The organism is Lentibacillus sediminis (genome assembly GCF_002763455.1).
Classification (GTDB): domain Bacteria; phylum Bacillota; class Bacilli; order Bacillales; family Amphibacillaceae; genus Lentibacillus_D; species Lentibacillus_D sediminis_A.
Genome location: NZ_NIXK01000005.1, coordinates 337762 through 350320, shown reverse-complemented (window position 1 = coordinate 350320; position 12559 = coordinate 337762). Strand labels below are relative to the sequence as shown.

12 protein-coding genes are annotated in these 12559 nt (G+C 48.5%); all 12 read right to left on the bottom strand.

What is annotated here, in order from left to right:
- Nucleotides 1-607 precede the first annotated feature (607 nt).
- On the bottom strand, nucleotides 608-2095 hold the full coding sequence (gene lysS / locus CEG13_RS10745) for a lysine--tRNA ligase (protein ID WP_100011872.1): 1488 nt from the start codon (nucleotides 2093-2095) through the stop codon (nucleotides 608-610).
- A gap of 125 nt (nucleotides 2096-2220) precedes the next feature.
- A complete protein-coding gene (locus CEG13_RS10740) occupies nucleotides 2221-2457 on the bottom strand; it encodes a helix-turn-helix domain-containing protein (protein ID WP_100011871.1) in 237 nt (78 codons plus the stop codon).
- Nucleotides 2427-2939: a 2-amino-4-hydroxy-6-hydroxymethyldihydropteridine diphosphokinase gene (gene folK, locus CEG13_RS10735; RefSeq protein WP_100011870.1), complete on the bottom strand. Its 513-nt coding sequence runs from the start codon at nucleotides 2937-2939 to the stop codon at nucleotides 2427-2429. The genes CEG13_RS10740 and folK overlap by 31 nt, the downstream gene beginning before the upstream one ends.
- Nucleotides 2932-3300, bottom strand: a complete 369-nt coding sequence (gene folB, locus CEG13_RS10730; protein ID WP_100011869.1) for a dihydroneopterin aldolase — start codon at nucleotides 3298-3300, stop codon at nucleotides 2932-2934. The genes folK and folB overlap by 8 nt, the downstream gene beginning before the upstream one ends.
- On the bottom strand, nucleotides 3293-4126 hold the full coding sequence (gene folP, locus CEG13_RS10725; RefSeq protein WP_100011868.1) for a dihydropteroate synthase: 834 nt from the start codon (nucleotides 4124-4126) through the stop codon (nucleotides 3293-3295). The genes folB and folP overlap by 8 nt, the downstream gene beginning before the upstream one ends.
- A 155-nt stretch (nucleotides 4127-4281) precedes the next feature.
- Nucleotides 4282-5208: a cysteine synthase A gene (cysK, locus tag CEG13_RS10720; RefSeq protein WP_100011867.1), complete on the bottom strand. Its 927-nt coding sequence runs from the start codon at nucleotides 5206-5208 to the stop codon at nucleotides 4282-4284.
- Between the two features lie 413 nt (nucleotides 5209-5621).
- Complete coding sequence (locus CEG13_RS10710) at nucleotides 5622-6545, bottom strand: peptidylprolyl isomerase (RefSeq protein WP_100011865.1); 924 nt, start codon at nucleotides 6543-6545, stop codon at nucleotides 5622-5624.
- A gap of 27 nt (nucleotides 6546-6572) precedes the next feature.
- Nucleotides 6573-7442, bottom strand: coding sequence for an Hsp33 family molecular chaperone HslO (gene hslO, locus CEG13_RS10705; protein WP_100011864.1), 870 nt, complete (start codon nucleotides 7440-7442; stop codon nucleotides 6573-6575).
- A gap of 13 nt (nucleotides 7443-7455) precedes the next feature.
- On the bottom strand, nucleotides 7456-8232 hold the full coding sequence (locus tag CEG13_RS10700; protein WP_100011863.1) for a type III pantothenate kinase: 777 nt from the start codon (nucleotides 8230-8232) through the stop codon (nucleotides 7456-7458).
- Nucleotides 8233-8420: 188 nt separating this feature from the next.
- On the bottom strand, nucleotides 8421-10478 hold the full coding sequence (gene ftsH / locus CEG13_RS10695; protein ID WP_100011862.1) for an ATP-dependent zinc metalloprotease FtsH: 2058 nt from the start codon (nucleotides 10476-10478) through the stop codon (nucleotides 8421-8423).
- Between the two features lie 101 nt (nucleotides 10479-10579).
- Nucleotides 10580-11125: a hypoxanthine phosphoribosyltransferase gene (gene hpt, locus CEG13_RS10690; protein ID WP_100011861.1), complete on the bottom strand. Its 546-nt coding sequence runs from the start codon at nucleotides 11123-11125 to the stop codon at nucleotides 10580-10582.
- Entirely contained in the window at nucleotides 11109-12530 is a 1422-nt protein-coding gene (gene tilS, locus CEG13_RS10685) for a tRNA lysidine(34) synthetase TilS (RefSeq protein WP_100011860.1), read from the bottom strand. Before tilS ends, hpt begins: the two co-directional genes overlap by 17 nt.
- Nucleotides 12531-12559: the final 29 nt, after the last annotated feature.

Here is a 12559-nt window from a genome sequence, read left to right as displayed (position 1 = left end):
TGATGGTCTTAGCTTCAAAAATTGTTTCAGGGGAACCATCGTTTGCTAAAAGCATCCAATGGCTTCCTCTTGTTTCGTTCATACTGGTTGTTTTGTTCAGTTTTCAAAGAGCAAATCTTGCCGGTTGCTTTTTTGCAGCAACTTTTTAATCATACCATATTCACCAATCAAAAGTCAACACCGAAAAAAATATTTTCTTTCGAAAGACTGGAATGTTTTTTGCCGCTCTCTCAAAACAGCGACTCTAATAGAATACCACATGAAGATATCGAAAGTCAACAGTTTTTTAACCCGATTTTTGCGTTTCCTTCATGTCGGCCGCTTTGTCTTAAGCGACGATAATAAATTTACCATGATTCACAGAAGAAATCAAGCCCTATTTTGATGAAATAACTGGAAAATGAACTGAAGTGGAAAGCTACGATTGCAGCTAGCTCCACGAAATCTGTGCTATTAACCCATCCGACCGGGTTGATTACTATAGATTCCCCGTTTTCACCGGATATAAACATATCATTTCAATAGGAGTACCTTATCTTCTGTTCCAAAACAGAAAGCAAGCCACAGGTTCCTCCCGGGCACCTGTGGCTTGACTATCTATTCACTCTTATTTGTTACGCATTTGCGGGAAGAGCAGAACGTCGCGGATCGAAGGAGAATCGGTCAGCAGCATTACCAGACGATCCATGCCGATGCCAAGTCCTCCTGTTGGCGGCATGCCGTATTCCAGCGCCTCCAGGAAATCCTCATCCATAAGATGGGCTTCATCGTTTCCAGTTTCTCTTTCCTTTACTTGAGCCTCAAATCGTTCGCGCTGATCAATCGGGTCATTTAATTCACTGAATGCATTTGCATGCTCGCGCCCGACGATGAACAGTTCGAAACGGTCGGTGAAACGATCATCCTCTTTATTTTTCTTAGCCAGCGGGGAAATTTCCACCGGGTGTCCATAGATAAAGGTAGGCTGAATTAATGTTTCTTCCACTTTCTGCTCAAAGAACTCATTAACAATATGGCCGAATGTCATCGACTCGCCGATCTCCACACCATGCTCGGCGGCAAGCTCCCTGGCTTTTTCATCACTCATTTTCTCCCGGAAATCCACGCCGGTTGCCTCTTTAACGGCATCTGCTATATGCAGTCTTGTCCATTTTGGTTCCAGATTGATTTCCTGATCGCCATACGTAATCGTCGTTGTGCCTTTTACTTCTTTGGCGATTGCGGCAATCATGTTTTCGGTCAAATCCATAATGTCATGGTAGTCGGCATAAGCTTCGTACAGTTCCATCATGGTGAATTCCGGGTTATGTCTGGTGGATACCCCTTCATTCCGGAAAACCCGGCCGATTTCATAAACTTTTTCCATGCCGCCGACAATCAGACGTTTCAAGTGGAGCTCAATTGCGATCCGCATGTACAGCGGGATGTCCAATGCATTATGGTGCGTGGCAAATGGGCGGGCGGCCGCTCCCCCAGGGATGCCGTGCAGCATTGGTGTTTCCACTTCCAAAAATCCCGCCCCGTCCAAATAGCGCCGCATCGACTGGAGAATTTTACTGCGAAGGATAAAGGTGTCCTTGCTTTCACTATTTGTGATCAGGTCAAGGTAGCGCTGGCGATAGCGCTGCTCCACATCCTTCAGCCCGTGGTATTTCTCCGGAAGCGGTCTTAGTGATTTGGACAACAGATGAAATTCTGTTGCCTTGACGGACAATTCGCCGACGTTCGTTTTAAACATGACCCCGGTGATGCCAACGATGTCTCCCATATCAATTGATTGAAACACCTCATAGGCTGCTTCTCCAACGCTATCTTTTCGGACGTAGATCTGGATCTGACCACTCAAGTCCTGCACATGGGCAAAACCGGCTTTGCCTTTTCCACGCTTGGTCATCACACGCCCGGCAATCGTAACCTCTGTTTCTCCTTCTTTTTCCTTCAATTCTTCTTTGGAAAATTGATCGTATGTTTCTTCCAGCTCTGCTGCCGTCGCAGTTCTGGCAAATTTTCCACCAAAGGGATCCAGCCCCTGTTCGCGGTAGGAATGTAATTTTCCCCGGCGGACCCGCATATGTTCGTTTAATTCCTCTGACACTGCCATCACTCCTGTCTCATTAATGTATAAGTATACAGGAAAACGCTCCTGCTTTCACGTTCGTCTGCCCAGCGGGTGAGCTGCGGTCTCAAAGTTGGGGATCGTAATATCTCCTATTTTAAACATCACTCATCCTCTTCACCCGTTTGATCGGCTGCTTCCTCCAGGGTAAGTTCTTCCTTGGCGATCTCCAGGGCGTCAGCCGTCATAGTGAGAAACTCCTCACTCACTTGCCTTGTTCCCCGCTCCACTCCGCCAATCAAACTAATCGAGACATCCAGCTTTTTTGCAAACTCCATCTGGGTGTATCCTTTTAGTTTGCGGAATCCTTTTACCCTTCTGCCGATCCGCTTTCTGTCCATTTGCTTACATCCTTTGTCTCGGTCTTCGGAAGCTCATCTATAAAATCCCTCACACGCTTATTCCATCCCGGGACGAGCACCTCAGGAGCAATATCGCCGAGCGGAATCAGCACAAATGCACGCTCATGCATGCTTGGATGGGGAATGGTTAACCTGTCCATTTTCTTATTTTCTTGATTATACAGCAAAATGTCAAGGTCGATTGTGCGCGGGCCGTATCGTATCGACCGCTTTCGCCCCAGTTCCTGTTCAATCTGCTGACAGACATCCAGCAGTTCTGATGCCGAGAGCGAGGTGTCAATTTCTGCTGCCATATTTAAAAAGTCAGCCTGTTCCGTATAGCCTACTGGTGCTGTTTCATAGATCGAGGATTGTTTTTTCATTGTAATATGCGGATGACGTCTGAGCATGTCTAAAGCCTTCTGCAGATGCCGGGCGCGCGGCTCGATATTCGCTCCCAGCGCGATGTAGGCCCTATTCATGCTCCCGCTCCCGGTAAATTTCTACAGCAACGGAATCATAATGTCCGGCAATCGGAGGGTCCGGCTTCGTGACACGAACCGTACAGGCTGCCAGCAGAGAAAACTCCTCCAGCAGTCTGGCAGCGATGGTATCGGCGACGGATTCCAAAAGCTGCTTCGCCTCCCCCTCGACAATTTCCTTTACCAGGTCATAGGCTTGGCCGTAATGAATCGAATCATCCATTTGATCGCTCTGGCCGGGCTTTGTTAAATCAAGAAAAAGTTCCGTATCGACCTGAAAACGCTGACCCAGCTTGTTTTCTTCAGGCAAAAGACCATGGAAGCCATAAAACTTCATCCCATTGAGCATAATTTTATCCATGTACGGCACCGCCTTTCGCATGCAGCATGGCATCGGTCATGTCTGCCAGCTGCCGGTTGACTTTTACATTATGAACTCGGATGATCTGCGCGCCTTTGGCAATGCCGAGGCAGGTGGTGGCACCTGTCCCGATGTCGCGCTCAGAGGCGGGAAGATCAAGCACGCCGCCGATGAACCGTTTGCGGGAAGTAGCCAAGAGCAACGGATAGCCAAGCCCTGTAAATTCTTCCAGCTGCTGCATGACACGCAGATTATCTTCTGCCGTCTTAGCAAAGCCCACGCCGGGGTCAAGAATAATCTTATCTTTTGCGACACCTGCTTTTGTGGCAATCTCGATCGACTCCGCTAAATCCTTTTTCATATCATCAATCAGCGAGGTGTACGTTTGATTAGGTCGATTGTGCATGAGAATGATTGGAACCTGATGCGATGCTGCCACCTCGGCGATTTCCGGTTCGCGCTTGGCTCCCCACACATCATTGATGATGTCGGCACCGGCCTCGATAGCCTGTCTGGCGGCTTCTGCTTTGTATGTGTCAATCGAAATCAGCGCATCGACGTTTTCTTTAACTGCCCGAATCACCGGCAGGATACGCTCCAGTTCCTCCTCCAGGCTGACCGGGTCATGATCCGGCCGTGTGGATTCACCGCCAATGTCAATGATATCGGCACCGGCCTCTTCCATCTCCACCGCCTGACGGACAGCCCGGTCAATTGTTGTATAATTTCCCCCATCGGAGAACGAATCAGGGGTGACATTTAAAATTCCCATAATATGCGTACGCGACGACAGATCATATGTCTTCACGGCTGTTTTTAATAGCATGGCTGCACCTCTTCTCTTACGCGTTTATTTCTCTATCGTATCATATAAGAAACACAGGGCAACCCGCAATGCTTTTGGACGTTTTTCTCTCAGGTTTCCTGGAACCAAAAAGGAACCGGCATCTACTACCGATGCCGGTTCCTTCTTTCATCTGCTTATTGATCATCAAATTGATACAGCGGGGTGGACAGATAACGCTCACCGTTATCAGGCAGCACTGCCAGCACTTTTTTACCGGCACCGAGTTTTTTCGCAACCTGTTTGGCGGCTGCTACTGCTGCGCCGGAGGATACGCCCCCGAGAATGCCGTTGGTCGTCGCTACTTCTCTGGCGACTTCATAGGCTTCCTCATTGGTCACTCGGAGCACTTCATCATAAACGCTGGTATCAAGCACTTTTGGCACAAATCCTGCGCCAAGTCCTTGAATTTTGTGCGGTCCCGGAGAATCGCCGGACAGGATTGCTGAATCATTTGGCTCTACAGCAAACAGCTGAACCCCCGGAAACTTGTCTTTCAGCACCCGGCCTGCACCTGTAATCGTGCCGCCTGTGCCAATGCCGGAGACAAAGCCGTCCAGCCCGTCACTCATCTGCTCGGCAATTTCCGCTCCAGTGGTGCGGGCATGCACTTCCGGGTTTGCTTCATTGTTGAACTGCTGCGGCATGAAATAGCCATTCTCCTGCTGCAGCTCTTCCGCTTTCTTGATTGCACCCTTCATCGCTTCTGCGCCTGGTGTCAGCAAAAGCTCCGCTCCATAGGCACGCAGCAAATTTCGACGCTCCTGGCTCATCGTATCAGGCATAACAAGCAGAGCTTTATACCCTTTAGCAGCCGCTACCATGGCAAGCCCGATGCCAGTGTTCCCGCTGGTCGGTTCAATGATCGTATCGCCCGGTTTCAGCGATCCATCTTTTTCTGCCGCTTCAATCATCGACAGGGCAATCCGATCCTTCACGGAACTCCCGGGATTCATGAATTCCAGCTTTACGTAAATATCTGCACTATCCTCATCGGTGATTCGGTTCAACTTCACAATCGGTGTCTCGCCAATTAATCCGGCAATATTATCTGCAACTCTCATGGAAGACCCTCCTAAATCCTAGTTATTTCATATGATTTAATTATAATGTACGTTTTCCCCGGGAAAAAGTCAACTGAAATGTTCGAAAATAGGCTTGTATGATTAGGCTTTTTTCTAAATGGTTGGGAGCTGCTACATGATCGATTGTTCCTTTTCCCGCCTGAGTCGACCGCCCCACCGCTTCAATCAACTATCAACAAGTGGTTGGCTGTTGTTTGCTTTAAATAGGCAGGGAATAAATGTGGTAAAGTTATAAAACACATCGCCAGCGGAGAAAATACCCGAAGACTCCTGGTCGGCTCGGGATGGCAGGCATAGGCGAGACCCTTAAAGAAGAGACAGCACGAGGGGACTCACCAGCCGCCCGCGGAAAACGAAGGGTATTTCCGCGGGCGGCAGGCCAGGAAGTATTTTTACCGAGCAACTTCCCCATCATAAATCCACCCAATATCAAATTCTTCCCACAAAGGTGCGGCTGTCAGTGATTGGTCGGACTCCTGCAAAGCCAGCTCGCTTTTCACATATGGCCTCATTTCCTCATAGGTAAATTCAATCGCCGGCAGCTTGCGGTGCACATACAGAATGGCAATCCCGCCCGCATCCGATTGGAACGGTTCACTGTAGGAATGCTCTTCCATATCTGCAGCTATCTCTTCATAGCCGCTCGGGAAAAACTGGCTGTTGGTATTGATAAAACCAAGGTATCCATCACTTTGCGATTCCTCATCAATCGAATATTCCTGGGCCAGCATCGAAAAGTGTGCCCCTTGATCCAGCTCGTCCACTATCTTTTCCGCCGTTTCCATATCCTCCACAACAATATGGGAAATCTGCATGGCAGCAGAAAAATCATATTGGTTGCCATAATTATCATAATAGGTACGTATTTCTTCTTCCGGGATGTTGATATCCTCTGTCAGCAGCTGCTGCAGCTGGTAGCGGTAGCGTACATCCTCGCGCCACTGCTCTTCCTTTTCCTGATAAGCTTCTTCCGACATCACGCCCTGCATCGAGGTCAGGAGTGCCACTTCCCGGTCAATCACCTTCTCTATGATTTCGATGTTTTTCTCCTCAGCCAGCTGCGAAACGACAGACCGGTCGATCATCGACTTCAGCAATTTTTCCCCATGGTTTGAACGCAGTGCCTGCATCCACTCATCATAGGTAACTTCTTCTCCGTTAACCGAGGCGACTGCTTCTCTTGTATCTAGTGCAGTACCTTCCTGGTCATCGTTTAAAACAACCGATTCCCCGCTATTATTATTCCAGAGCATCAATGTGGCGAGATTCGAGACGACAAGCACCAAAATGATGCCCAGAAGTAACTTTTTTGACATAGATTCGTATCCCCCGTGTTGGCTTTCCTATTTTATCAATGCTTCGAGTTCTTGTTCGGTAAACTGGTACGTCTCATTGCAGAAATGACAACTCGCTTCTGCTCCCTGATCCTCTTCAATCATACTCTGGATCTCTTCATTTCCCAAACCGGCAATGGCCTGTTCGATCCGTTCCTTGGAGCAAGTACAGCGAAACTCTACTGGCATCTTTTCATGAATTTTAAGATCATCTTCCCCGAAAAGCCGCTGGAGGATTTCTTCAGGAGAATTCCCCTCACGGATAAGGGTGGAGATCGCTGGAAAACTTTGGATCTGTTCTTCCAGTTGGGTGATCACATCTTCCTCCACACCCGGCATTACCTGAACAACAAATCCGCCGGCCGCCAGAATTGTATGATCCGGATTAACCAGGACACCCGCGCCCACAGCAGAAGGAACCTGCTCGGAATTGGCAAAGTAATACGTGAAATCTTCACTGATTTCCCCGGAAACAATCGGCACCTCGCCGGTAAAAAAGTCTTTCAGCCCTAAATCCTTGGTGACACTCAGGATTCCCTCTGTACCTACCGCTCGCGCTACATCCAATTTTCCTTTTTCATTTAAGTCAAAATCCACATGCGGCCGTTTCACATAGCCGCGGACATGGCCATCGGTGTCGCCGTCTGCAACAATCGCCCCAAGCGGGCCATCTCCTTCTATTTTGACGGTAAGGGATGCATCACCCTTGTGCATCGCTCCCATCATCGCAGTGACAGTAAGCGTCCGGCCCAGTGCTGCTGAAGCTGTTGCCCAGGTGTCCTGCCTCCTGCGCGCCTCCTCGACCGTATCGGTGGTTGTGGCGGCATAGGCACGGACCATCCCATTATATGCCGTTGCTTTTATTAGATAATCTTTCAACAAAATCGCTCCTTTATGTCATGCTTCTGTGCTGTTCATAAATAATATAAAGTCCTTTGAGTGTTAAATGCGGATCTACATAATCAATTGTTTCCGACTCATCGGCGATTAATGCGGACAAGCCGCCTGTGGCAATCACAGTCGGTTTCCCGCCCATTTGCCGTTTGATCCGGTTCACGATGCTATCGACCTGGCCGACATACCCGTAGAAAACCCCGGACTGCATCGCCTCCACCGTCGACTGGCCAACCACCTGATCCGGTGCCTGGATTTCGATTTTCGGCAGCTTGGACGCCTTGTTGTACAGGGCTTCCATGGAGATATTAATACCCGGGGAAATAATGCCCCCACTATATTCTTTGCGCTCATTGATGTAACAAAAGGTGGTCGCTGTGCCAAAATCGATAATAATCAGCGGTGCGCCGTACTCCTTAATGGCACCCACGGCATTAACCACGCGGTCAGCACCAATCTCCCGCGGGTTTGGATAATTCATTTTCAGCGATGTCTTCGGTGCCTCCTTGCCAATAATCAATGCCTGTGTATCAAAATATACCCGCGACATTTTTTCCAGAGCAAACATGATCGGCGGCACCACAGAGGAAATAATTACCCCATTGATATCAGAAAAAGCAATTCCATTATGATCAAACAGCGACTTAATCAGCATCCCGAATTCATCTTCGGTTTTATGCCTGTCGGTTTTGATCCGCCACTCATATTTTAACTCCGACTCATCAAATACACCTAAAACAGTGTTGGTGTTCCCTACATCCAGTACAAATAACATTGTCTTCCCATACCTTCCTGTCCAATCGACACGGTCTCCGGAGATGCTGTATTCACGAGAAACATCTTCGCCAAAAAATAGCCTCTTTCTACCTCATTAATATACCACATTTACGCTGGTATTAGAATGCAGGCGCCAGAACAAAAGATAAAGCAGCTGCGAATGTACTCACAGCTGCTTTTCTCTTTCTAATTGTCTCTATCGTCTTTATCAGCAGAAGGCTTATTGTCTGTCGTAATCTGCTTTTTCTCTTCCTCTGTCAGCGGTGGTTGGTCGGTTTCCGAAGGCTGTTCGCTGTCTTGTTCCGAATGTTCCTCTTCCAGCCGCTTATCTCTTTCTTTTTCTGCTTCTTCCTTGGACTTGATGTTTACTTTCACATCATCACCGGATCCGCCCTCGTCTTCTTCCTCCGGTTCCGGAAGCACGCCGTCATCCATCAGGGAACGGATCTGCTTGGCATCCAGAGTTTCCACTTCAAGCAGGGTTTGCGCGACAAGCTCAAGCTTATCTTTGTTTTCGGTCAGAATCGTCTTCGCCCGGTCATAGCAATAATTGATGAAATTCTGCATTTCCATATCAATTTCATGGGCAATCGTATCACTATAGTTCTGTTCATTGCCAAGATCTCTGCCGAGGAATACATCGCCACCGCCGCCGCTGGTAAACTGCAGCGGGCCGATCTTGTCACTCATGCCGAATTCGGTAACCATCTTCCGGGCAATGCCTGTGGCACGCTGGAAGTCATTTGATGCCCCGGTGCTCACTTCGCCGAAGATGATTTCTTCTGCCACCCGGCCGCCGAGCAGTCCAGTGATTTTGTCAAACAGTTCCGGTTTCGTCATAAAGTAACGATCTTCCTTAGGCAGCATGACGGCATAACCGCCAGCCTGGCCACGCGGGACAATCGTCACCTTATGCACGAGATCTGCATCGTCCAGCACCATGCCAATGATCGTATGTCCGCTTTCGTGGTAGGCCACAATATTCCGTTCTTTTTTCGAAATAACCCTGCTCTTCTTGGCAGGACCGGCAATCACCCGATCAATCGCCTCATCCACATCAAGCATAATGATTTTATTTCGGTCGTTCCTTGCAGCAACCAGCGCTGCTTCGTTCAGCAGATTCTCCAGATCGGCACCGGAAAACCCTGGTGTCCGCATTGCCACTGTTTTCAAATCAACCGATTCATCAAGTGGCTTGTTTCGCGCATGCACTTGCAGCACTTCACGGCGGCCAGTGACATCCGGACGGTCTACCATGATCTGCCGGTCGAAACGTCCCGGGCGCAATAACGCCGGGTCAAGAATGTCTGCACGGTTGGTTGCAGCAATCATAATGATCCCTTCGTTAGCACCAAATCCGTCCATTTCCACGAGCAGCTGGTTCAACGTTTGCTCCCGCTCATCATGACCGCCGCCAAGACCAGCACCACGCTGTCTTCCTACTGCATCAATCTCATCGATAAAGACGATACATGGCGCATTTTTCTTCGCATTTTCAAACAAATCACGGACACGGGAAGCACCAACACCAACGAACATCTCTACAAAGTCCGAACCGCTGATCGAGAAGAAAGGTGTGCCTGCTTCTCCGGCCACAGCGCGGGCAAGGAGTGTTTTACCGGTTCCCGGAGGTCCGACTAGCAGCACCCCTTTTGGAATACGCGCACCTACTGAGGCGAACTTCCGCGGATCTTTCAGGAAGTCAACAACTTCCACTAGTTCCTGCTTTTCTTCATCCGCACCAGCGACATCTTTAAAGCGAACCTTTTTCTTGTCTTCGGTATACATCTTCGCCTTGCTTTTGCCAAAGTTCATGACACGGCCGCCACCACCGCCGCCACCTTGAGCACGGCTAAGCAAGAAGAAAAAGATAAGACCGATAATCAAAAACGGCAGCATCATCGTCAGGAATTGGGCAAAGATGCTTGGCTGCTCCTCTTGCTCCACGGTAAGTATGCTTTGTTCTTCCGCTTGGTTGATAACCTCTGAAATAAATTGTGAATTATTTGGAACCTGTGTGGTAAATGACTGTCCGCCATCCACCAGTGTTCCTGTAAAACGGATAACACCGTTAACTGGCTGATACGTCAATTCTTCAATCTCGCCTGCTTCCAGCGCATCGGAGAATTCATGTACATTAAATTGTTCCGTTTCTTCGCTTTGTCCCTGGAATAGCGATATAATCCCTATGATAACAAGGAATAAAAGAATCCAAAAGAACACATTCCGAAATATCCGGCTCATTACTTACCTCCTCCCTCATGGGGAAAAACTACAAACAATAGTACCATATAAAAAAGTTTTGATACAACTAATTTATCCTTATTATATGCTTCCCTGTTTCCCTATTCCGGCTCGCCGCCGTAAACTTCCGGTTTGAGCACCCCAATATACGGCAGATTGCGGTACTTCTCATTATAATCAAGCCCATAGCCGACAACAAACTCATTCGGCACTTCAAACCCGATCACATCTGCTTTAATCGCCGCCGTTCTTCCATCTGGCTTGTCAAGCAATGTCACAATTTTGATGGACCTTGCTTTGCGGTATTTGAAAAGATCCACCAGGTAGCTCAGTGTCAGCCCGCTGTCGATAATGTCCTCAATGATTAATAAATCACGGCCCTCCACCTTGGTATCAAGGTCTTTCACAATTTTAACCTCACCGGAGGAACGCGTGCCGCTGTAGCTGCTGACATCCATAAAGTCCATTTCCAAGGGAATTTGCGTCGCACGCAGGATATCCGACATGAATGGCAGAGCACCTTTTAGCACCCCGACGGCCAGCGGAAACTTTTCGACATATTCCGCCGCGAGCTCTTTGCCAAGCTCCTTGCATTTTTCTCTTATCTGTTCTTCTGTAATTAAAACTTCTTTAATGTCGCTTTGCATGGTTTTCCTCCTGCACATCGCTTTTTTCGTAGGTAATTTGAATATATGAGGACGGCTTTACCTTATTTTCAGGTTCTCCTTTTTTCAATCCGGGAAGCCACAGGATCTCTCCATTATTATCGGTTACTACCGGCCAATTATCACGTTCTTTTGGCGAAATTTTTTCATCGATAAATAAGTCCTTGAGTTTTTTCCTTCCCTTAAGCCCTTTCCAGCTCATCCGGTCTCCCGGTTTTCTCGTTCGTATATGTAATGGCAGTCCGACTTGCTCCATTCCGAGCACATACTGATGTGGCCCAGCTCCATCGGTCTGAATGCGGTACTCTGCCGTGACAAGAGAACCGTCCGGCAGCTCGACACGTCCCGGAACTTCCAATGTATGATGAAAAGACGGATCGGCTTGGGATGCTTGCAGGAAAGAAAATTGCAGCTTCCTGTAGGTTTTCTCCAGCTTCAGCTGGGCAGGAAAATCAAGCTGGACATTGCTTTTTTCCGATTCCAGCAATGCAAAAAACTGTTCTTCATGGATATAGGATAAATCCTTTGGCAGTCGCCCGTACAGATAGTCCAATAGTAGATGATAGACACGCCTTTGTAAAGCAGGAGGATGCCCGCAGAAGACATCAATGTCCATTTCTGCTGACTGCTCTTCGTCATTAAGGGTGACTGTCTTTTCCCATACTTTTTCCGCTTCACGGCGCAGGAACTGTTCGTCCTCCTTAAGGGTATGGCTCAGCTGCTGCAAGGTTGTATGGATATTTGGGTTTTTCTCCCTGATGACCGGAAGCAGTTCTTTTCGGATAAAATTCCGCGTATACACGGTTTCCTGATTGGATGGGTCGATTCTTGGTTCAATCCCGTGCTCCCCGCAATATGCCTCAATTTCTGCTTTTGTCAGGCAAAGGAATGGCCGGATAATCGCACCAGTTGCAAACGGCCGTTTCAGCGGAATGCCGGCAAAAGAACTGGAGCTAGCAGTACGGAGAAGCGCCATCAGCATCGTCTCTGCCTGGTCATCCCCGTGATGGCCAAGTGCCAGGTAATCGGCATTTTCCGCTTCCATCTGTTCTTGGAAAAACTGGTAGCGCATGGCTCGTGCCGCTGCCTGTGTGCCGAGCTTATGCGCTTGCTTATACTTGGGCACATTAAGGGCTGCTCCGATAAATTGTATGTTCCATTGTTCACACATATGTTTGATATACCTCTGATCCGCAATTGACTCCTCGCCTCTCAGCTGATGGTCTGCCGAGAGGACGATTAGCTTAAGATTCCATGTTTCGCGAGCCTGTGCGAGAAAATGCAGCAGGGCCATGGAATCGGGACCGCCTGATACCCCAACAAGCACCGTGGATCCAGGGTTCAGTAACTGATGTTTTTTAATAAATTTAGTAACTTGCTGATTCATTCTGTGCCCATCTCCAAATACTTCTTCTT

Excerpts from the sequence above, each read along its gene's own strand:
- CEG13_RS10700 (WP_100011863.1), bottom strand. The coding sequence starts at position 8,232 with ATGTTATTTGTACTGGATGTAGGGAACACCAACACTGTTTTAGGTGTA.
- ftsH (WP_100011862.1), bottom strand. The coding sequence starts at position 10,478 with ATGAGCCGGATATTTCGGAATGTGTTCTTTTGGATTCTTTTATTCCTT.
- hpt (WP_100011861.1), bottom strand. The coding sequence starts at position 11,125 with ATGCAAAGCGACATTAAAGAAGTTTTAATTACAGAAGAACAGATAAGA.
- folK (WP_100011870.1), bottom strand. The coding sequence starts at position 2,939 with ATGAATAGGGCCTACATCGCGCTGGGAGCGAATATCGAGCCGCGCGCC.
- cysK (WP_100011867.1), bottom strand. The coding sequence starts at position 5,208 with ATGAGAGTTGCAGATAATATTGCCGGATTAATTGGCGAGACACCGATT.
- folB (WP_100011869.1), bottom strand. The coding sequence starts at position 3,300 with ATGGATAAAATTATGCTCAATGGGATGAAGTTTTATGGCTTCCATGGT.
- folP (WP_100011868.1), bottom strand. The coding sequence starts at position 4,126 with ATGCTATTAAAAACAGCCGTGAAGACATATGATCTGTCGTCGCGTACG.
- tilS (WP_100011860.1), bottom strand. The coding sequence starts at position 12,530 with ATGAATCAGCAAGTTACTAAATTTATTAAAAAACATCAGTTACTGAAC.
- CEG13_RS10710 (WP_100011865.1), bottom strand. The coding sequence starts at position 6,545 with ATGTCAAAAAAGTTACTTCTGGGCATCATTTTGGTGCTTGTCGTCTCG.
- CEG13_RS10740 (WP_100011871.1), bottom strand. The coding sequence starts at position 2,457 with ATGGACAGAAAGCGGATCGGCAGAAGGGTAAAAGGATTCCGCAAACTA.